Source organism: Pseudomonas sp. PP3 (assembly GCF_905336995.1).
In the GTDB taxonomy this organism is placed as follows: domain Bacteria; phylum Pseudomonadota; class Gammaproteobacteria; order Pseudomonadales; family Pseudomonadaceae; genus Aquipseudomonas; species Aquipseudomonas reinekei.
Genome location: NZ_HG995459.1, coordinates 3,904,684 through 3,922,677, shown reverse-complemented (window position 1 = coordinate 3,922,677; position 17,994 = coordinate 3,904,684). Strand labels below are relative to the sequence as shown.

General features: G+C 54.8%; 22 protein-coding genes. 14 read left to right on the top strand and 8 right to left on the bottom strand.

The genetic code is table 11. The features are described 5' to 3' along the window. Window positions 1-1,986 (bottom strand): acyltransferase family protein, encoded by a 1,986-nt coding sequence (locus KHO07_RS17775; protein WP_212625054.1) that lies wholly within the window; start codon window positions 1,984-1,986, stop codon window positions 1-3. A 109-nt stretch (window positions 1,987-2,095) separates the two neighbouring features. On the opposite strand from KHO07_RS17775, the gene KHO07_RS17770 reads away from it, so the two are divergent. The 4 genes from KHO07_RS17770 to KHO07_RS17755 all read left to right on the top strand — a co-directional run bounded on the left by KHO07_RS17770 (window position 2,096) and on the right by KHO07_RS17755 (window position 5,161). Next, window positions 2,096-2,521 (top strand): cell wall hydrolase, encoded by a 426-nt coding sequence (locus KHO07_RS17770; protein WP_212625053.1) that lies wholly within the window; start codon window positions 2,096-2,098, stop codon window positions 2,519-2,521. A gap of 41 nt (window positions 2,522-2,562) precedes the next feature. Then, window positions 2,563-3,024 (top strand): lysis system i-spanin subunit Rz, encoded by a 462-nt coding sequence (locus KHO07_RS17765; protein ID WP_212627653.1) that lies wholly within the window; start codon window positions 2,563-2,565, stop codon window positions 3,022-3,024. 151 nt (window positions 3,025-3,175) lie between these two features. Further along, a complete protein-coding gene (locus KHO07_RS17760; RefSeq protein WP_212625052.1) occupies window positions 3,176-4,636 on the top strand; it encodes a hypothetical protein in 1,461 nt (486 codons plus the stop codon). 117 nt (window positions 4,637-4,753) lie between these two features. Beyond that, window positions 4,754-5,161 carry a DUF3775 domain-containing protein gene (locus tag KHO07_RS17755; RefSeq protein ID WP_212625051.1) on the top strand — a complete coding sequence of 136 codons (408 nt, stop codon included), beginning with the start codon at window positions 4,754-4,756 and terminating at the stop codon, window positions 5,159-5,161. A 25-nt stretch (window positions 5,162-5,186) separates the two neighbouring features. Here the strand turns inward: KHO07_RS17755 and KHO07_RS17750 are convergent, their stop codons facing one another. From KHO07_RS17750 to KHO07_RS17740, 3 genes are all read right to left on the bottom strand, one after another. Beyond that, window positions 5,187-5,474, bottom strand: coding sequence for a hypothetical protein (locus KHO07_RS17750; RefSeq protein ID WP_212625050.1), 288 nt, complete (start codon window positions 5,472-5,474; stop codon window positions 5,187-5,189). Window positions 5,475-5,820: 346 nt separating this feature from the next. After that, window positions 5,821-6,192 (bottom strand): hypothetical protein, encoded by a 372-nt coding sequence (locus tag KHO07_RS17745; RefSeq protein WP_212625049.1) that lies wholly within the window; start codon window positions 6,190-6,192, stop codon window positions 5,821-5,823. Between the two features lie 34 nt (window positions 6,193-6,226). Next, window positions 6,227-6,436, bottom strand: coding sequence for a hypothetical protein (locus KHO07_RS17740; protein ID WP_212625048.1), 210 nt, complete (start codon window positions 6,434-6,436; stop codon window positions 6,227-6,229). Window positions 6,437-7,122: 686 nt separating this feature from the next. Here KHO07_RS17740 and KHO07_RS17735 point away from each other — a divergent pair. Beyond that, window positions 7,123-7,317, top strand: coding sequence for a hypothetical protein (locus KHO07_RS17735; protein WP_150733399.1), 195 nt, complete (start codon window positions 7,123-7,125; stop codon window positions 7,315-7,317). A gap of 128 nt (window positions 7,318-7,445) precedes the next feature. Further along, window positions 7,446-7,901 (top strand): DUF2214 family protein, encoded by a 456-nt coding sequence (locus KHO07_RS17730; protein WP_212625047.1) that lies wholly within the window; start codon window positions 7,446-7,448, stop codon window positions 7,899-7,901. Window positions 7,902-8,027: 126 nt separating this feature from the next. Here the strand turns inward: KHO07_RS17730 and csrA are convergent, their stop codons facing one another. Beyond that, window positions 8,028-8,222: a carbon storage regulator CsrA gene (csrA, locus tag KHO07_RS17725; protein ID WP_007938114.1), complete on the bottom strand. Its 195-nt coding sequence runs from the start codon at window positions 8,220-8,222 to the stop codon at window positions 8,028-8,030. A gap of 250 nt (window positions 8,223-8,472) precedes the next feature. Here csrA and KHO07_RS17720 point away from each other — a divergent pair, with 250 nt between their 5' ends. Then, entirely contained in the window at window positions 8,473-8,838 is a 366-nt protein-coding gene (locus KHO07_RS17720; protein ID WP_212625046.1) for an SPOR domain-containing protein, read from the top strand. Between the two features lie 84 nt (window positions 8,839-8,922). On the opposite strand, the gene KHO07_RS17715 is transcribed toward KHO07_RS17720, so the two are convergent. The 3 genes from KHO07_RS17715 to KHO07_RS17705 all read right to left on the bottom strand — a co-directional run bounded on the left by KHO07_RS17715 (window position 8,923) and on the right by KHO07_RS17705 (window position 11,120). Then, the gene (locus tag KHO07_RS17715; protein ID WP_212625045.1) at window positions 8,923-9,612 is read right to left on the bottom strand and encodes an endonuclease I family protein; all 690 of its coding nucleotides are present in this window, start codon (window positions 9,610-9,612) and stop codon (window positions 8,923-8,925) included. Window positions 9,613-9,616: 4 nt separating this feature from the next. Then, window positions 9,617-9,907 carry a DUF1654 domain-containing protein gene (locus tag KHO07_RS17710; RefSeq protein WP_212625044.1) on the bottom strand — a complete coding sequence of 97 codons (291 nt, stop codon included), beginning with the start codon at window positions 9,905-9,907 and terminating at the stop codon, window positions 9,617-9,619. A gap of 124 nt (window positions 9,908-10,031) precedes the next feature. Then, on the bottom strand, window positions 10,032-11,120 hold the full coding sequence (locus KHO07_RS17705; protein ID WP_150733403.1) for an asparaginase: 1,089 nt from the start codon (window positions 11,118-11,120) through the stop codon (window positions 10,032-10,034). Window positions 11,121-11,434: 314 nt separating this feature from the next. Here KHO07_RS17705 and KHO07_RS17700 point away from each other — a divergent pair, with 314 nt between their 5' ends. From KHO07_RS17700 to rbsD, 7 genes are all read left to right on the top strand, one after another. Continuing rightward, a complete protein-coding gene (locus KHO07_RS17700) occupies window positions 11,435-11,872 on the top strand; it encodes a hypothetical protein (RefSeq protein WP_150733404.1) in 438 nt (145 codons plus the stop codon). 175 nt (window positions 11,873-12,047) lie between these two features. Continuing rightward, window positions 12,048-13,007, top strand: coding sequence for a sugar ABC transporter substrate-binding protein (locus KHO07_RS17695; RefSeq protein ID WP_150733405.1), 960 nt, complete (start codon window positions 12,048-12,050; stop codon window positions 13,005-13,007). 55 nt (window positions 13,008-13,062) lie between these two features. Then, window positions 13,063-14,616, top strand: coding sequence for a sugar ABC transporter ATP-binding protein (locus tag KHO07_RS17690; protein ID WP_212625043.1), 1,554 nt, complete (start codon window positions 13,063-13,065; stop codon window positions 14,614-14,616). After that, window positions 14,613-15,590 (top strand): ABC transporter permease, encoded by a 978-nt coding sequence (locus tag KHO07_RS17685; protein WP_075945864.1) that lies wholly within the window; start codon window positions 14,613-14,615, stop codon window positions 15,588-15,590. Before KHO07_RS17690 ends, KHO07_RS17685 begins: the two co-directional genes overlap by 4 nt. A 3-nt stretch (window positions 15,591-15,593) precedes the next feature. Continuing rightward, window positions 15,594-16,613: a LacI family DNA-binding transcriptional regulator gene (locus tag KHO07_RS17680; protein ID WP_150733407.1), complete on the top strand. Its 1,020-nt coding sequence runs from the start codon at window positions 15,594-15,596 to the stop codon at window positions 16,611-16,613. A gap of 40 nt (window positions 16,614-16,653) precedes the next feature. After that, complete coding sequence (rbsK, locus tag KHO07_RS17675) at window positions 16,654-17,571, top strand: ribokinase (RefSeq protein ID WP_212625042.1); 918 nt, start codon at window positions 16,654-16,656, stop codon at window positions 17,569-17,571. Further along, window positions 17,568-17,972, top strand: a complete 405-nt coding sequence (gene rbsD / locus KHO07_RS17670; RefSeq protein ID WP_150733409.1) for a D-ribose pyranase — start codon at window positions 17,568-17,570, stop codon at window positions 17,970-17,972. The genes rbsK and rbsD overlap by 4 nt, the downstream gene beginning before the upstream one ends. Window positions 17,973-17,994 lie beyond the last annotated feature (22 nt).

Here is a 17,994-nt window from a genome sequence, read left to right as displayed (position 1 = left end):
TTATTTCAGCTCAACGCCATTTTTAGCGGCCCACTCAATAAAATGCTTGCCTACCTGATCACTAGCGTATTCAGATAAATGGAAGTACTCGTCCCGATAGGCAGGCATTCCATCAATAATCATTGAACATCCGCTGTTGGAGCAGAAAGTTTCATTTTGGTCAAAAAACAAAACGTTGGGATTATGCTTGGTTATTTTCGCTGCAAGCCCATTAAAAATTCGTAGCAAGTTCTCCCGAACAGCAAGGCCGAATGAACAGTCCTTTTCGGGTGATTTGAATGGGCGTGCAAAACAAGCTCTCGGATTATATCCAAGCGTGAAGTGTGGTACGAAGATTACTACTTTGATTCCAAGCTTATCCATGTAGGATATCCGAGATGAAAGCTTTTCGGCATAGCTTTCATCATCTACTAGAGTGATGCCACTGATGATTACAGTTTTTACAGTTCCGGCAGATTTTATTATGTTGTCAATGTAGTCATTCTGACGCTTCGGGCTATCTAGCGAGCAAGGGTTCCCAGGGTACTCGGCATTTATAGTGTGTCCAGCATCGCAAGTGCCCATAGACAAAACAGTGGCATCAGGAGCAGCATGGATAATTCCTGGATATAGGTGGTTTGCATAGGAGTTACCAATGATCACGGTCGTTGGAGGTTGATCCCTGTTGGTAGAGCAGAACCACCATGGAAGTGATTTAGCGTACTCAAAATTGTAGCGAGTTAGACATGTATCATTTTTGGCATATTTCCATCCAGTGGTAGCCACAAACTGTTCGTTAATTGCCTTTGAATTTTGCACGGTAGGCCGGTTGGTTAATCCTCCACTTGTGAACGTGATATAGCCTAGTGTTCCAACCGCACCCATGATGGCAAGAAAAAAAACTACCCGAGCTTTCGATGAAGTATTTCTAAGCGGTAGCTCTATAAGTCGATAGGTTAACCAAGACAGGACGACGGCCGCTGCAATCGCACTACAGCGCATTTCTATTGATGGCGTTCCACTGTTAATGATTCTGGCAAAAGTCAAAAGCGGCCAGTGCCATAGATACAGCGGGAAGCTTATCAGCCCGAACCAGACAAGCAGCCGACTGGACAGCACATTTTTGTTGAGCCATGCGAAAGGTCCGGCACTGATGATCAGTGCCGCACCGACCGTTGGCAGCACCGCCCACCAGCCGGGAAATTGGTTGCTCTTTGTGGTCAATGCGAATGCAGTGGCAAGTAGCGCCAATCCTGTCATAGACAAGATGTTTCGAGCCGTCGGGCCGCTTATTTCTCTCGAGATCTGGAAGTGTTGATGCTTATGCAGGGTAACGTATGCCAGCAACGAACCTACTAGCAACTCCCAGAAACGTGTTTGAGGGGAATAGAAGGTCCCCACGGAATCGGAGTGCACGTTTAAAATGTTCAGCGCAAATGATATTCCGCCTACAAGCACGATCAGAATTAACGCGTTGACCCGTACTTTCCATGCTGCCCAAACCATCAGTGGCCAAACGAGGTAGAACTGTTCCTCGATACCGAGCGACCACAAGTGCAAAAGCAGTTTGGTCTCGGCACTATTATCGAAGTAGCCAGCTTCTCCCAATAGCACATAGTTCGATACGAACGCAGCTCCGCCGGCAATGTGTTTGCCCAGCTGTGTGTATTCATCAGCGAGCAGGCTGAACCACCCGAATCCCCATGTTACAACTAGCACAAGCAAAAGCGCGGGGAAAATTCGGTTAACTCGACGGGTGTAAAAGTCTAAAAAACTGAAGCTGTTTTTTTCAAGACTTCCGAAAATTATGCTCGAGATGAGAAATCCTGAGATCACGAAGAATACGTCTACGCCTACAAACCCCCCCCTTATTAGGGATGGGAAAGCGTGGAACGCGACCACCGATAGAACCGCGATCGCGCGCAGTCCGTCAATGTCGGGCCGGTATTTCGGGTGTATGAGCTGTTTGTCTAGCGCCGGCAGGGGCGCTTCAGAAAGGGCGGTCATTGTTGAGATATCCATTTTAAAAAATGCCCCGCTTGGGCGCCGCGCATCGTACCAGTACTACAAACATTTCCCGTCATTGAGCGGGTTTTTTTTTACCTGGAGAAAAGTGATGCCAGTTACTGAAAAAGAACGCGACATCCTCGCTAGAACTATTTGGGGTGAGGCCCGAGGCGAAACGTCGGCTGGCCAGGTGGCCGTGGCCTGGACGATCCGCAATCGTGTATTCGATGGTAAGGAGAGGTCGTGGTGGGGCGAGGGCTATGCCGGTGTGTGCCAGAAGCCGTTCCAGTTCAGCTGCTGGAACAAGACCGACCCGAACTATCAATTCCTGATCGGCGTGAAGCAGATCCCGTTCCGCGAACTGGCACAGTGTCGAGTCGTGGCCGACCAGGTGATCGACGGCAAGGTGCCCGACCCCACCGGCGGCGCCACGCACTATTACGCGATCGCCATGAAGACACCGCCGGCGTGGGCAGCGAAGGCGAAACAGACACTGAAGTTGGGCGGGCACGTCTTCTTCAAGGATGTGCCTTGAGCCCGCTGGCGTGGAAGGTTGTCGGTGCACTGGCGCTGGTGATGCTCGGGGCCATAAGTGCCTGGACGGTTCAGGGCTGGCGATACGGTGCCCAACTCGCCGATCAGTCGCGGTTGCACACCGACACCCTCAATCAGTTGGCCATGGACGGCGCCGCTGCGCAGAAGGCCGAGCAGGACAAACGGCTGGGGCTCGAGCAGCGCCTGGCGGCTAGTGACCAATCCCACCATGAGACTTTGACCAATGCCCAAAAAGACCAGGCTCGCCTGCGCGATCGCCTTGCCACTTCTGATCTGCGGCTGTCAGTCCTCCTTGACCAGGGTTCAGCCGATGGCTGTTCAGTGCCTGCCGCCACCGGCGCCAGCCGCGTGGTTCATGGTCCCGTACGAGCCGAACTTGACCCAGCGCATGCTCAACGAATTGTCGCCATCACCGATGAAGGCGATCAGGCATTGATCGCATTAGCGGCTTGCCAAGCTTATGTCCGCGATGTCGCCCGCTGATGAAAAAGGCTTGATTGAGCCACGGGAATAATCGTTAATGCCGACGAACTGAGTCCGGGCCATTGGCTACCACCAGAATATTGCATTATCATGAATGGCTTGCCGCTAGAAACTGCGGAATTTTGATGACAATTTAATTGAGAGTATGGAAGTGTCTTACAATAGTATAAATGGATTTAGGGGGTATTTTTGCCGTAATTTGCAGCCAATATGTTTCTTGGTTGCTTATTTTGTACTTGTTGTTTTGGGTAATTTAATTTACGCCTCACCTTTCGGTCTGCGGGCTATTGAGGCTTTTGGTTATCCTGTTGCAACTCTCAAACTCAATCATATTTTCACGTTAGGGTATTGGGTTTTGCTTTTTATGCCTTTTGTTGTTACGCCTATGATAGTGTTTTTAGTCAAAAAAACTTCGGTAAACCTTGTTGAGTGTTTTGCAAAAAAAATTCCGGAGATGACAAAAGCGTGGCTCATAGTGTTATTTTCTTTGTCTTGCATATTTGTGCTATCGAATTTTTATAAGTGTGGTGTTTTCGAGATTTTTCAATCTGGCAAAGATTCTGTTTCTTCTGTAGAAGCTCGATTTGAAATTCGAGAAAGATTGCACTTTGGCGTATTTATTGTAATACAGGCGATAGTGCCTTATTTGTCCTACGTGGCAGTCACTAATTTATCTAAGAAGGGTGGTGCTTTTTGGTATGTTTTTTCTTTGGTTTCTATACTGATAGCTTCATCTTTCTTTGTGATGATCAATATGAAATGGCCAGTGGTTCTATATTACGTTGGTGTTGTGCTGACCATTTTTGTTCACACTGAAAAATATGCGTATACCAAGGCTGTCGTGGGCGGGCTGATCGTAATCGCAACCTACTTGCTCATCTCAACGGTGGTATTCAGATTGGCTCCTGAGCCGATGGATAATTCAGTATCCACAGCAAGTGCTATTCATGAAAAAGCACACATAGATCAGCATCAAGCAGGGTCACAAGAAGCTAAGCCACCAAAGCTCATTGTCACAGAGATTGTACCTAAGGCTATTCAGCCTGGGGGAACTAACCTTGCAGTGAGTGCAGAAAGGGCTGCGGTAGTTTCCGAAGCAGCAATTAGTGCTACGCCAATGTTAATGATGCACTTGTTGAGTCGCATGTCCATTGTTGTTCCATATTACTACCAAGAGTTTACCGATCATCCATCGGCTTGCGGGGGGATTCTTGCTCAAGCGAGACCTGGACCTGTTTGCCGGCCTTCTACGTATATTTACAATAAGTTATTTGTTTCCTCCAATGATCAGTTTATAGGACTGGGCACCTCTCCGGCGGCTGTGCATATCACTGGTTACGCGGTGGGAGGTTGGACGGTCGCGATATTTGCCCTGCTGTGCGCTAGCGTCATTCTCGGCGTTCTTTCGTGTATACCAGTAAATGCAAGTTCTACCGTATCTGCTTTTGGGATAGTTGGTGCTCTAGCGGGATACCATTTCTCACAAATTCCTGGAGAAGGAGTGATTTTTTATGAGCATGGACTGTTCTGGCCATTTCTTCTAATGGCTGGATATACTTGCGCTGTGTGGTTATTCAATAGTAAAACTATGGCTGCCGAATCGGCGCTTTAGGCTAGATCGCGCCTTTAGATATCGAGCTTTATTGTTTTTATACGGTGTGAGTGTTGGTGTTTCAATCCGTCGAAAAGTTGGAACAGCAGGCGCTAGTAATACTTCATAGGACGAGCCATGCAACACCTTAGCATTCCCAAAGCCGCTACGATTGCTCGCCTTGCTGCGAATAGCCATGAAGCGTATCTCAAGCGTCATCCTGGGAAACGCGTGATTGGCTCGAGTGAGTTGAAGTCACTGATACGCGAACCTGACAGTGACGACCAGGTTGCTTTCGAGGGAGCATTGCGTGCGCTGTCAGCTGATGAACTCTTGGATCTAGTAGCTCTGATGTGCGTTGGGCGTGGGGAGTACGTTGAGAATTCTGAAGATCAAAAGTCAATTTTGAGCGCATTCGCAAGGCATCTCCATGCATTTTCAAAGGGCACGCATGAGCAATTGCTGGATTATATTTCTGGTAACGAGGCGGTCATTCACCGGTATCTCGCACAAGGCCTTGAGCGAGTTGAAATCGCTTTTTTTTAAGCGCGTTGTTGATTTGCAGCTCATGTTAGATCACTTCATTTTGATTAAGAGTCCGGTTTAGGCGCTGGATCTCGGACAGCTGATCAGTAGTCTCCGATTCAAACTTCGCCATCCCGAGCCGTTTCTTTTCAAGCTCGATAGACAATTTTTCGATCATTTGGACGAGACCTGAGATGTTTGCCTGAGCTTCGCGCAGTTCCCATTTCAGTGATTGGATATCTTCCTCGAGCATACTCGCATAATGCTTGACCGTTTCTAGCCTGGATGGGGATCCTAGCCAATCGTCGGTGTCCTCTATTTCGTACTTGTCCACGGCGACGTCTTACTAATGCTGTTTGTATATACAGTAATCGAGGCGCGACATTTACGCGATGGTGAGGCGACGAGGAGTGGTTTTCGAGTGGCAGAACGCCGGAAAGGTCTGGGCCAATTCTTGGGCCAATTTTTCGGGGAAGGGCGGAGTTATACGGGGATTCTTTGGGATTCGGCCCTTGATTTCAAAGGCCGACTCCCCGCTAAACCCCGTGTTGACGTCATAATTAAATGTCGCGTCTATCCGCTTGCAAGGCTTCAGCCGACTCGTTGCTGCCATTCACAGGATTCATGAGCCGGCCTTAAGCGTTCAACTGAATGAAGGGGGTAGGCCTCTGCAATTCTCGTTACGGTTCACGCCATTCGACAGTGCGACTCTTGGCATCGAAATGCACCTGCCCGCCATCCGAATCGCCGTAGTACCAGATCGTGAAGGAGCCATACGCATCTACCCTCGTAGGGCTGCCGAGCAACCTCTCCACCTCGGTGTCCGATAGCCCCTTGTGAAGCTTTCGCCAGTTAACTTTGTCTGGTGAAATGGAGGTAGCGGTATTTCGCTGGCGCAGTTGATCCTCAATTGTCGCTACGCGACGCTCCAGAATGCGAACGGTCTCCTCAAGCTTATCTACTCGAGATTCTGCGCTCGACTGCGCCAAGGCCTGTCCGGTGGCGGCGAATAGCACCACGGAAAGCGCGAAAAGATAACGATGTTCAATCATTTAGTTCTCCCGGTGAATTCTGCGAAATCGTGGGTTATTCCGGCGTCATCATTACCGCGAGCGTCATCTTGATGAACTCCTCGTTTCTGTCGATCGCTTCCAGGGCGCCACGCACATTGTCGGCAACGTCGGCAGCACCTCGCTGCTCGACCCAGTTAGAGAGCTCCATGATGGCGGCCTCCAGAGCAAGTTGGTTCTCGTTGATTTTGAAGAGCAGGGAAGGGAGTAGATCTGAGTTCGGCATGCACTTTTCCTCCGTGGATCAAGGAAGCGTAGCACCGCATTCAAAGGATATTTAACGAACGGCAGAACGCCGGGGAAGGGATACTACTGTAGGAATATACAACGCTAAGTTATTGATTCTTATAGGGTGATGTGGCGATTTTGCGCCCCCAGATAATTGCTATATTTTCTTTGTATATCAACTGCTTGCGCAGGTTTCGGGGTCACCTTGACATGGTGGGGGTCGTTGGTTCGAGTCCAATCGCGCCTACCAAACAAAATCCGCTCTGCTGGGCGGTCTAGAAGGGCTCACCGAAAGGTGGGCCCTTTTTTGTTGTCTGCGATTTATTCGGCGATCCATCGAAGCCTCAGTATTGTCTTTGTTTCCGTGGGTGAAGTGGATTCCAGGCTGCAACTTCAAGCTAACCTGCCGTCCAAATGAAAATCATTTCTACCCAGCATTGAACTGTGGGCACCGAACTGCATCCAACCAAAACAGGCGACCAAGCGTTTGACTGGGTCATATCGCAGGAGAGGGGCGAATGGGGAGGCGAGCGATGATGCGATTCTCTGCGGCTTACTTGTTTATTTGCCTTCTGCTTCAATGGACTGTGGTCGAAGCGTCCCCCTGGATCGCCTCTCATGTACTTCTGAGATGGATCCTGTAGCGCAGTGATTCATGCGTGGCCTGATCCAGAGGAGTCGCCAATGATCTCCAATCAAATGAATCAGCAGTCATCGGAAAACAAGGCTGTTTGGGATCAATATTTTTGCGCAGCGTTGATTGCCGAAAGCAATCTGACGGCACCTGTTGTCGGTGGGGCGACTCACGAAGACAGGCAGAATCTGTTGATTGAAAGGGCAAAGGCCCTCGCCGACAAGATGATGGAAAACAGAAAGTAATCAAAGCCCAGCCATTGCGCTGGGCTTTTTGCGTCTGGCGATTACGTTCGTTTCACGCCAGTGCAATCCATTGCTTGATGGGCTACTACTGACAGGTTGATACAACTCGTCCTGAAAGGAGCTTCTCGATGCTGATTCACTGGATTCTTGCAGCCGTACATCTTTTGGCAGTGGTGCTGGGGTTTTGGGCGGTTTTGGTTCGTGGCACGAACTTTCGACGTTTGGCGGCTGGCGTGGGTGAAGTTCGTAGCGTGTTGATTGCGGATAACATCTGGGGGATTTCAGCGGTCATTCTGTTAGTAACAGGTGGGATGCGGGCGTTTGGCGGATACGAAAAGGGCGCGGACTATTACCTGCAACAGCCGTTGTTTCATCTGAAGATGACGTTGTTCGTGGTGATTCTGCTGCTGGAAGTCGCGCCCATGGTGACTTTGATCAAATGGCGTATCGCGCTCGCGCGTGGCGCGGCTATCGAGACGGGACGGGCGAAGTTGTTTGCGCGCATCAGTCATGTTGAAGCGTTGTTGCTATTGCTGATGGTAATCGCGGCCACTGGCATGGCGCGTGGTGTGACGTTTGGTTAGGCGCGGGGTGGTTCAAGATGTGCAAGAGTGACAAGGCGGGGGCGAGCAAAAGGCGTTGCAGTCCGTGAATCTTTAGCCAGCCGTCGTTCCGGGGGTGAACGGGCTGGCTACTGACTGCATCAGGATTCAGGGAGTTTGCGGTTTGTCCGGGGCGGTCAGGCCAGCCTGAATGCGCTGATAAATCTCTTCGCGATGCACCGCAACGTCTTTCGGGGCGTTGATGCCAATTCTGACTTGCTGGCCGCTAACGCCGAGGATGGTGATCGTAATGTCATCACCAATATTTATGCTTTCACCGACTTTGCGGGTGAGTATCAGCATGGTCTTCTCCTTGATTGCTTTCTGGGGCACCTGATTCGGACAGTGCAGAGGTCGGTGGTATGTATAGATTAGTGCGAAGTCTCACAATTTGGGTGCCTCTTTCTGACGCGCAGATGCAGCATTAATTCCCAAGACGTAACTATACAGAGGCCGCAACCATCATTCTCGTTGTTTTGAGCCCATTTTGCGGCACTCGAGAACTATTCATGAGTGTTAAAATCCGCGCTTTAAGCATTCAGAGGGAAACGCAGTGCGCAAAATGGTCGTGGTGATTGCAGTATTGGCGCTGGCGGGATGCGGTGAAGGCAAACGTGTCGATACGCCAAAGCCGCAGGCTACAGCAGCGGCGGTCCCAGCGCAGGTGTCGGGGCCACAGTGGGATCTTGAAGTGCGAGGCGAAACACCACAGGCGGTCAGCGATCTCAGTGGCTGGCTGATCGAGCACAGCTTCATGTCCAACGTCATTCGCGAAAATGGCAAGACCCGGATTCTGATGGGGCCTTACAACTCGAAGGCTGAAGCCGACGCCAAGCAGGCGCAAGTGAACGCTGCGTTGATCAAGGCAAAGAAACAGAACATTGAAGTGCTGGTGCTCGAGCGTCCGGCAGCGCAGTAAGTACCCTATTCACTCGAATCGGCGGCGGTTTAAAAAAAGGCCCCGGGTGTTGAGCCCGGAGCCTTTTTTGTTTTCAGCGCGCGTTTAACCGCAGGCTTTCATGTCTACCGGGCCGACAAATTCATTGCCGCGCCCCATGACGCACGCCACGCTCTGGTTGCGCTGACGTTCCCAGGCCTGGACCGGATAGGTTTTGTTCCAGGCTTCGTACAGTTGCCGATCCTGTTTCGACAGGCGCAAGCCGTACTGTTTGCTCATGTAGAAGTAAGTCCGGGCGATCATCCCGCGAATGGATGGGCGCGGCATGACCTTCTTCGCCTTGAAATCAACCTGGGTCAAGCAAGAACCATATTGGCCGGATTGCTCCGGCAGCCAGCCGAAACTGAAATTGCTGCGGTCGCCATTCACCTCGCCAATGCTCGGCACCAGGTTGTGCAGGTCGGCCTCGGCTTTTTGATAAGTGGGGTCGTAGCGTGTGCAGTTCTTGCGTCCGCCTTCCTGCCAGCATTGACGCTGATGACCTATTTGCCAGGCCGGCACAATGTGCTCCCACTCGATGCGCGAGGCGCGTTTGGCGTTTTTGCGTGGTACGTAGCCGCAGGCAGCGAGGTTCACTCGATTGCCGGTGTATTTGCAGCCGCAATAAAACTCGGTGGATTGCGGGGCATACAGCTTCCAGGCGACTTTCTTGGCTTCGTTGAAGGTGCGTGGCGCATCGGCCTGGGCGCCCATGGCGAACAACAGAAACAGCAAAGCAACACAACGGACACTCATTGACTCAGTCTTCCTTCGGCACAACCCAGAAAATCTGCACGCCGCCGTCATCGCGATAGGCGAGGGTGACGTTGTCGTTTTCATCGATTTCTTCGAGCAATTGCTCCCACTCATCCACGGGCTCATCCGGAAGACGGAAGATCAGCGCAGCCTTGGCTTTTTGAGCGGTGGGGGAATTGATGATTTTCTGAACGCGTGTGCCCATGCGTACATAGGAGTCAGGTGAAGCGGAGATGGTGTCCACGGGATTATCCTTATTAAGCTGTACGTGCATACAGTATTTAACTGTAGGCATTTTCGCAACTGCTTAAAATTCAAGAAAATCCTCTGACAGCGGTTTGTGCCATTTGGTGTAGGACGAAGGGATATTTTTTGTCTTACGAGGGGTGCCCGACCGGATCCGGTCGGGCGAGGGCGAATCAATACTCCCAGAACATCCGTTGCAGCTCTTTGCTGTCGTTGGTCTTGGTCAGCGCGACCATGGCCAGGATGCGGGCCTTTTGCGGGTTCAGGTCGTGCGCCACCACCCAGTCGTACTTGTCGTCAGGCTGTTCAGCGTTGCGCAGAACAAAGCCACCGGCGTTGACGTGGGAAGAACGGATGATCTGTACGCCATCCTTGCGCAAGGCTTGCAGGCTTGGAACGACTCGCGAAGAGACCGAGCCGTTGCCGGTGCCAGCGTGGATGATGGCTTTGGCGCCGGACTGTGCCAGCGCCTTGTAGGCGGTATCGCTGACGTTGCCGTAGGAGTAAGCGATTTCGACGTCGGGCAGGCTCTTGATGGTTTTAATGTCAAATTCCGAATCCATGGTGTGGCGCTTGGCCGGCAGGCGGAACCAGTAGGATTTGCCTTCTACTACCATGCCCAGTGGACCCCAGGCACTTTTAAACGCTTCGGTCTTGATGTTGATCATCTTGCTGACGTCACGACCCGACTGGATTTCATCGTTCATGGTCACCAGTACGCCTTTGCCGCGTGCTTCTTTGCTGCTGGCCACCGCCACCGCGTTGTACAGGTTCAACATGCCGTCGGCCGACATTGCAGTGCCCGGGCGCATGGAGCCGACAACGATGATCGGTTTCTCGGTCTTTTCCACCAGGTTCAGGAAGTAGGCCGTTTCTTCCAGGGTGTCGGTGCCGTGGGTGATCACGATGCCATCGACGTCATCGCTGTCGGCCAGTTCGGCGACGCGACGCCCCAGTTGCAGCAGGTTTTCGTTGGTGATGCTCTCGGATGCGATCTGCATCACTTGTTCGCCGCGAACGTTGGCCACCTGGCTCAATTCCGGCACCCCGGCGATCAGTTTGTCGATGCCGACTTTCGCCGCTTGATAGGTCGCGCTGTTGGCCGCGCTGGCACCCGCGCCGGCAATGGTGCCGCCGGTGGCCAGGATCACCACGTTGGCGAGTTTCTGTTCGGATTGAACTTCTTTTGCCTGAAGGGCAGTCGGCAGGAGCAGCAGGAGGGCCAAGGCGCCCGGAACGAAAGTCTTGAAAGCAGATGTCATTATTTTTCTCTCTAGTAGTGACGGTGCTGATGCAGGTTCATCTAGATGCGCCCCCGGCGGATCTGAACGCTGGGGGTGCCTGAGAAGAGCAGAATCTGTACCAATTACACTTCGTATTGAGAGAATCGTTCAAGTCACTGATTTGTTTAGGTATTTAAACGACGTTTCAACGAATTCGACTGTGCTGCTGTCCGGGTTTCCGACTGAATACGGGTTTTGCGTTCGGCTCTCCGAAAGGGAGTTCACCCCCGAGCGCTAAAGAAACCAACACGCTGGCCGATCTTTCCCTCAGGAATCTTTTTCAAGGAGTTCACATGTCGTTGACCATCGGTTTTCCAAATGCGTCCGTGATCAACATCGGCGGGAAAGCAGCGTCGTCTGCCGAAACCTTGAGTGACACGACAGCGGAGTCATCGACCCAGCGCCTCGGTCTGGAAGGGGAAGATAAAAAGTCTGTCAGCCTTGGCGGCGTGCGGGGTAGCGAACAAGCCGAAAGCGCCGGCAGCCAGCAAAGCATTGCGGTGCAGATGCTGCTCAAGCGCATGCAGGAGTTGCAGGAGCAACTGCGCGAGCAGCAACAGCAATTGGCGGCAACCCAGGCTGCGTCGTTCCAGTCGGCGGAAGCCAAGGCAACTGCCGTCATGTCGATTCAGGCACAGATTGCCGATACGTCTGCCGCGTTGATGCAAGTGGCGGCCGCGCTGGCGAAAGAGCTGACAGGATCCGGAAACGTAGTCAGTACCACGGCGTAATCGGCCGCTGAATCATCGCTTTCCCAGCATTGACAAATCTCGGCAAGATTCGCATAGTCCGGTCTACGCAAACGTTTGCGCAGCTCTGCTGATGGGTGAAATCCATCGGCGCAGGCCACGCAGCTTACGCCAGCGCAAGCGTTGCTCACAATAATCATAAGATCGGAGTAAACCCATGAAGCTGCCATTCGCTGGACGTCTTCTCGCTGTCGCAATGCTGGCTGCCGTTTCCGCCGCGCTGCCTGTCTCTTCGGCTTTCGCCGAAACGCCTGAAAAACCTAAAGTCGCCCTGGTCATGAAATCACTGGCCAACGAATTCTTCCTGACCATGGAAGACGGCGCCAAGGCCTACCAGAAAGAACACGCCAGTGAGTTCGACCTGATTTCCAACGGGATCAAGGACGAAACAGATACCGCCGGCCAGACGCGCATCGTCGAGCAAATGATCCTGGCCAAAGTCAATGCGCTGGTGATTGCTCCCGCAGATTCCAAGGCCATGGTTCCGGTGATCAAGAAAGCCATCGATGCCGGTATCACCGTGATCAACATCGACAATCAGCTCGATCCGGCCGTAGTCAAAAGCAAGAACATCAATGTTCCATTCGTTGGCCCCGACAACCGCAAAGGCGCGCGACTGGTGGGGGAGTACCTGGCCAGGCAGCTCAAGGCGGGTGACGAAGTCGGCATCATCGAAGGTGTGTCCACTACCACCAATGCCCAGGCCCGCACCGCAGGCTTCAAGGATGCAATGGAGGCGGCGCAGATCAAGGTTGTGTCGGTTCAGTCCGGTGACTGGGAAATCGACAAGGGCAACAAGGTTGCTGCGTCGATCCTCAGCGAATACCCGCAAACCAAAGCCCTGCTGGCCGGCAACGACAGCATGGCGCTCGGTGTGGTGTCGGCGGTACGCGCAGCGGGCAAGGCTGGCAAGGTTGAAGTCGTCGGCTACGACAACATCAACGCGATCAAGCCGATGCTTGCCGACGGGCGAGTGCTGGCCACAGCCGACCAGTTTGCCGCCAAGCAAGCGGTGTTCGGCATCGAGACTGCGCTGAAAATCATCAAGGGCGAGAAAGTCGACAGCAGTGCCAATGGCGTGATCGAGACGCCGGTAGAGCTGGTTACCAAAAAGTAGTCCTCTGGCGACACAACGGTGCTCGCCCGTCCGGGCGAGCGCATGGAGAGTTTTTATGTCCGTTCGCGACCCGAACGCTGTCCTTTCGGTCAGCGGCATCGGCAAGACCTACGCCCAACCGGTCCTGGCCGGCATCGACCTGACGCTCATGCGTGGCGAGGTGCTGGCGCTGACCGGTGAAAATGGCGCTGGCAAAAGTACGCTGTCGAAGATCATTGGCGGGCTGGTCACGCCGACCACCGGCCAGATGCAATTTCAGGGGCAGGATTATCGACCGGGCAGCCGCACCCAGGCTGAAGATCTGGGCATCCGCATGGTCATGCAGGAACTCAATCTGCTGCCGACCTTGTCGGTGGCGGAAAACCTGTTTCTCGATAACCTGCCGAGCAATGGCGGCTGGATCAGCCGCAAGCAACTGCGCAAGGCGGCGATTGAAGCCATGGCCCAGGTCGGGCTCGATGCCATCGACCCGGACACGCTGGTCGGCGAGCTCGGCATCGGTCACCAGCAAATGGTCGAGATCGCCCGCAATCTGATCGGCGATTGCCACGTGCTGATCCTCGACGAACCGACCGCGATGCTGACGGCCCGTGAAGTCGAGATGCTGTTTGAGCAGATCACCCGCCTGCAAGCCCGTGGCGTGGCGATCATCTACATCTCCCATCGTCTCGAAGAGCTCGCCCGGGTCGCCCAGCGTATTGCGGTACTGCGCGATGGCAATCTGGTGTGCGTCGAGCCGATGGCCAATTACAACAGTGAGCAACTCGTCACCTTGATGGTGGGGCGTGAACTGGGCGAACACATCGACATGGGCCAGCGCAACATCGGTGCTCCGGCATTGACGGTCAAGGGCCTGTCCCGCGCCGACAAGGTGCGTGACGTGTCCTTCGAAGTGCGGGCCGGCGAGATCTTTGGCATTTCCGGATTGATCGGGGCAGGGCGCACCGAGTTGCTGCGGCTGATCTTCGGTGCCGACACCGCGGACAGCGGCACCATAGCGCTAGGCTCTCCGGCACAGGTTGTCAGCATCCGGTCGCCGGTGGACGCGGTCAGTCACGGTATCGCCCTGATCACCGAAGACCGCAAAGGCGAAGGTCTGCTGTTGACTCAGTCGATCGGCGCCAACATTGCCCTGGGCAACATGCCGGGTATTTCCAGTGGCGGGTTCGTCAATCAAGTCGACGAAGCGTCCCTGGCCCAGCGTCAGATCGACGCCATGCGCATTCGCAGTTCCGGCCCGGCGCAATTGGTATCCGAGCTGTCCGGAGGCAATCAGCAGAAAGTGGTGATCGGCCGTTGGCTGGGGCGCGATTGCTCGGTATTGCTGTTCGACGAGCCGACCCGGGGCATCGATGTCGGTGCCAAGTTCGACATTTATGCACTGCTCGGTGAGTTGACCCGGCAGGGTAAAGCGCTGGTGGTGGTGTCCAGTGACCTGCGCGAATTGATGCTGATCTGCGACCGGATCGGCGTGCTCTCGGCGGGCCGTCTGATCGATACCTTCGAGCGCGACAGCTGGACTCAGGATGACTTGCTTGCCGCTGCTTTTGCCGGCTATCAGAAACGTGATGCGCTGCTCAACGAAGCCGCGCCTAGGGACCTTCCATGAAAACCGTAACTTCCGCCGGCAAACGCAGTGGCAATTTTTACGGCCTGGGCACTTATTTGGGCCTGGCCGGTGCCTTGCTGGCGATGGTCGTGCTGTTCTCGCTCCTGAGCAGCCATTTCCTGTCCTACGACACCTTCAGCACCTTGGCTAACCAGATCCCGGACCTGATGGTCCTGGCGGTCGGCATGACCTTCGTGCTGATCATCGGCGGCATCGATCTGTCGGTGGGCTCGGTGTTGGCGCTGGCCGCCTCGACGGTCAGCGTGGCGATTCTCGGCTGGGGCTGGAGCGTGTTGCCCGCAGCATTGCTCGGCATGGCGGCCGCCGCGCTCGCGGGGACCATCACCGGCTCGATCACGGTGGCGTGGCGCATTCCATCGTTCATCGTTTCCCTCGGCGTGCTGGAAATGGCACGCGGCGTTGCGTATCAGATGACCGGCTCGCGCACGGCGTACATCGGCGATGCTTTCGCCTGGCTGTCCAACCCGATCGCTTTCGGGATTTCGCCATCGTTCATCATCGCCTTGCTGATCATCTTCATCGCTCAGGCGGTGTTGACCCGTACCGTGTTCGGTCGCTACCTGATCGGCATCGGCACCAATGAAGAAGCGGTGCGGCTGGCCGGTATCAATCCAAAGCCCTACAAGATCCTGGTGTTCAGCCTGATGGGACTGCTGGCCGGTATCGCCGCGCTGTTCCAGATTTCGCGGCTGGAAGCGGCGGACCCGAATGCCGGTTCTGGCCTCGAGCTGCAGGTGATCGCCGCCGTCGTCATCGGCGGTACCAGCCTGATGGGTGGGCGTGGTTCGGTCATCAGCACCTTCTTCGGTGTCTTGATCATTTCCGTATTGGCGGCCGGTCTGGCGCAGATCGGCGCAACCGAGCCGACCAAGCGCATTATTACCGGCGCGGTTATCGTGGTGGCGGTGGTGCTCGATACTTACCGCAGTCAGCGCGCAAGTCGGCGGGCCTGAGTCATGGCAACGATCAAAGATGTGGCAGCGCTGGCGGGTATCTCCTACACCACGGTTTCCCATGTGGTGAACAAAACCCGGCCAGTCAGCAAGGAAGTGCGGATCAAGGTGGAGGAGGCGATCAAGACCCTCGACTACGTCCCCAGTGCCGTGGCTCGCTCCCTGAAGGCAAAAACAACAGCCACCATCGGATTGCTGGTGCCCAACAGCCTCAACCCGTACTTCGCCGAGCTGGCCCGGGGCATTGAGGATTATTGCGAGCGTAACGGTTACTGCGTGATTCTCTGCAACTCCGACGACAATCCGGACAAACAGCGCAGCTACCTGCGTGTGTTGCTGGAAAAACGTGTCGACGGACTGATCGTCGCCTCGGCGGGTGGCGACAGCGGCTTGGCTGAAGGCCTGGCCGGGGTGCGCACACCCATGGTGATTGTCGACCGTAGCCTGGAAGGCGTCGATGCGGACCTGGTTCGTATCGACCACGAGTACGGCGCCTACCTGGCGACCCGGCATCTGCTGGAGTTAGGGCATCGGGATATCGCCACCATCAGCGGCCCGGCAACCACCAGCGTGGCGCAGCTGCGTTTGGCCGGTTTTTGCCGAGCCCTCTCGGACGCGGGCCTCGACGTGCCGGCGGAGCGCATGCTGGAAAGCGACTTCACCAGCACCGGCGGCTACAACGCCGCCGCTATCCTGCTTGAACGCAATCCGCCCAGCGCCATTTTCGCTGCCAACGACATGATTGGTATCGGCGTACTGCGAGCGGCGGCCGAGCGCAATATCCGAGTGCCGACGCAGTTGTCGGTCATCGGCTTCGACGATATCCAGATGAGCCGTTATGTCTACCCGGCGTTGACCACCGTGGGCCAGTCAATCCTGCAGCTTGGCGAGATGGCGGCTGAAGTGCTGCTGCGTCGGATCGCTACGCCGGATCTGGCCACCCGGCAGCGGATTGTTACACCGAGCATTGTCATGCGTGAATCGACCGCGCCGCTGACCGGTCTGTTCGCGCAATTCCGATAACCCAACGCGCCGCTGAAATCGAATTTATGAGTAGTGATGTATGCCAGCAAAAGTAGTGGTAATAGGCAGCCTCAACATGGACCTGGTAACCCGGGCGCCGAGGTTGCCGCGTGGCGGTGAAACGCTGATCGGAGAATCGTTTTCCACGGTTTCCGGTGGCAAGGGCGCCAATCAGGCGGTGGCCGCCGCGCGCTTGGGCGCTCAGGTATCAATGGTTGGCTGCGTGGGTAGCGATGCCTATGGCAAAGCACTGCGCGATGCCTTATTGGCCGAGCAGATCGATTGTCAGGCGGTCAGCACTGTTGAAGGCTCCAGTGGTGTGGCGCTGATTGTGGTCGATGACAACAGCCAGAATGCCATCGTGATTGTCGCTGGCGCCAACGGTGCGCTGACGCCGGCGTTGATCGGTTGTTTTGATGCGGTGCTGCAAGCCGCCGATGTCATCATCTGCCAGCTTGAAGTGCCGGACGCCACGGTTGGCCACGCGCTCAAGCGCAGTCGAGAATTGGGCAAAGTCGTGATTCTCAATCCGGCCCCCGCCAGTGGGCCGTTGCCGGCGCATTGGTACGCGAACATCGATTACCTGATTCCCAACGAAAGTGAGGCATCGGCATTGAGTGGCTTGCCGGTGGACTCTCGACAAAGTGCAGAAGCCGCTGCGGCCCGTTTGATCGAAATGGGTGCCGGCAAGGTGATCATCACGCTCGGCGCCGAAGGATCGCTGTTTGCCGATGGAAAAAGCTTCGCGCATTTTTCGGCGCCTGCCGTGAAAGCGGTCGATACCACTGCGGCTGGCGATACGTTCGTCGGTGGTTTTGCCGCCGCACTGGCCGTCGGCCGAAGCGAGGCCGAAGCGATAGGCTTTGGCCAGATTGCCGCGGCGTTGTCGGTGACCCGTGCTGGCGCGCAACCCTCTATTCCTTTCTTGTCCGACGTTCAGGCATTCAAGACATCATGAAAAAAACACCGTTGCTCAACGTCGCGCTGTCGCGCCTGATCGCCTCACTGGGCCATGGTGACATGGTGGTCATCGGTGACGCCGGTCTGCCAGTGCCGCCTGGTGTTGAGCTGATCGACCTGGCCCTGACCCATGGCATTCCGGATTTCATCTGTACGCTTAACGTTGTGCTCAGCGAAATGCAGGTTGAAAGCCATGTGCTGGCGCAGGAAATTCTCGAGAAGAAGCCATCGGCTCTGGTCACTCTGGATCAGCTCAACGCCGACGGGGCGCTGGGGCGTCGCGAGTTGCTCAGCCATGAGCAGTTCAAAGTCCTCACTCGACAGGCTCGAGCGGTTGTGCGTACCGGCGAGTGCCAGCCGTACTGCAACGTCGTGCTGATCGCCGGGGTAACGTTCTGATTGGCAATTGTCTTCCTCATCC

Excerpts from the sequence above, each read along its gene's own strand:
- KHO07_RS17680 (WP_150733407.1), top strand. The coding sequence starts at position 15,594 with ATGGCAACGATCAAAGATGTGGCAGCGCTGGCGGGTATCTCCTACACC.
- rbsD (WP_150733409.1), top strand. The coding sequence starts at position 17,568 with ATGAAAAAAACACCGTTGCTCAACGTCGCGCTGTCGCGCCTGATCGCC.
- KHO07_RS17740 (WP_212625048.1), bottom strand. The coding sequence starts at position 6,436 with ATGCCGAACTCAGATCTACTCCCTTCCCTGCTCTTCAAAATCAACGAG.
- rbsK (WP_212625042.1), top strand. The coding sequence starts at position 16,654 with ATGCCAGCAAAAGTAGTGGTAATAGGCAGCCTCAACATGGACCTGGTA.
- csrA (WP_007938114.1), bottom strand. The coding sequence starts at position 8,222 with ATGCTGATACTCACCCGCAAAGTCGGTGAAAGCATAAATATTGGTGAT.
- KHO07_RS17685 (WP_075945864.1), top strand. The coding sequence starts at position 14,613 with ATGAAAACCGTAACTTCCGCCGGCAAACGCAGTGGCAATTTTTACGGC.
- KHO07_RS17770 (WP_212625053.1), top strand. The coding sequence starts at position 2,096 with ATGCCAGTTACTGAAAAAGAACGCGACATCCTCGCTAGAACTATTTGG.
- KHO07_RS17705 (WP_150733403.1), bottom strand. The coding sequence starts at position 11,120 with ATGACATCTGCTTTCAAGACTTTCGTTCCGGGCGCCTTGGCCCTCCTG.
- KHO07_RS17710 (WP_212625044.1), bottom strand. The coding sequence starts at position 9,907 with ATGCCTACAGTTAAATACTGTATGCACGTACAGCTTAATAAGGATAAT.
- KHO07_RS17730 (WP_212625047.1), top strand. The coding sequence starts at position 7,446 with ATGCTGATTCACTGGATTCTTGCAGCCGTACATCTTTTGGCAGTGGTG.
- KHO07_RS17715 (WP_212625045.1), bottom strand. The coding sequence starts at position 9,612 with ATGAGTGTCCGTTGTGTTGCTTTGCTGTTTCTGTTGTTCGCCATGGGC.
- KHO07_RS17700 (WP_150733404.1), top strand. The coding sequence starts at position 11,435 with ATGTCGTTGACCATCGGTTTTCCAAATGCGTCCGTGATCAACATCGGC.
- KHO07_RS17690 (WP_212625043.1), top strand. The coding sequence starts at position 13,063 with ATGTCCGTTCGCGACCCGAACGCTGTCCTTTCGGTCAGCGGCATCGGC.
- KHO07_RS17775 (WP_212625054.1), bottom strand. The coding sequence starts at position 1,986 with ATGACCGCCCTTTCTGAAGCGCCCCTGCCGGCGCTAGACAAACAGCTC.
- KHO07_RS17735 (WP_150733399.1), top strand. The coding sequence starts at position 7,123 with ATGATCTCCAATCAAATGAATCAGCAGTCATCGGAAAACAAGGCTGTT.
- KHO07_RS17745 (WP_212625049.1), bottom strand. The coding sequence starts at position 6,192 with ATGATTGAACATCGTTATCTTTTCGCGCTTTCCGTGGTGCTATTCGCC.
- KHO07_RS17755 (WP_212625051.1), top strand. The coding sequence starts at position 4,754 with ATGCAACACCTTAGCATTCCCAAAGCCGCTACGATTGCTCGCCTTGCT.
- KHO07_RS17695 (WP_150733405.1), top strand. The coding sequence starts at position 12,048 with ATGAAGCTGCCATTCGCTGGACGTCTTCTCGCTGTCGCAATGCTGGCT.
- KHO07_RS17765 (WP_212627653.1), top strand. The coding sequence starts at position 2,563 with ATGCTCGGGGCCATAAGTGCCTGGACGGTTCAGGGCTGGCGATACGGT.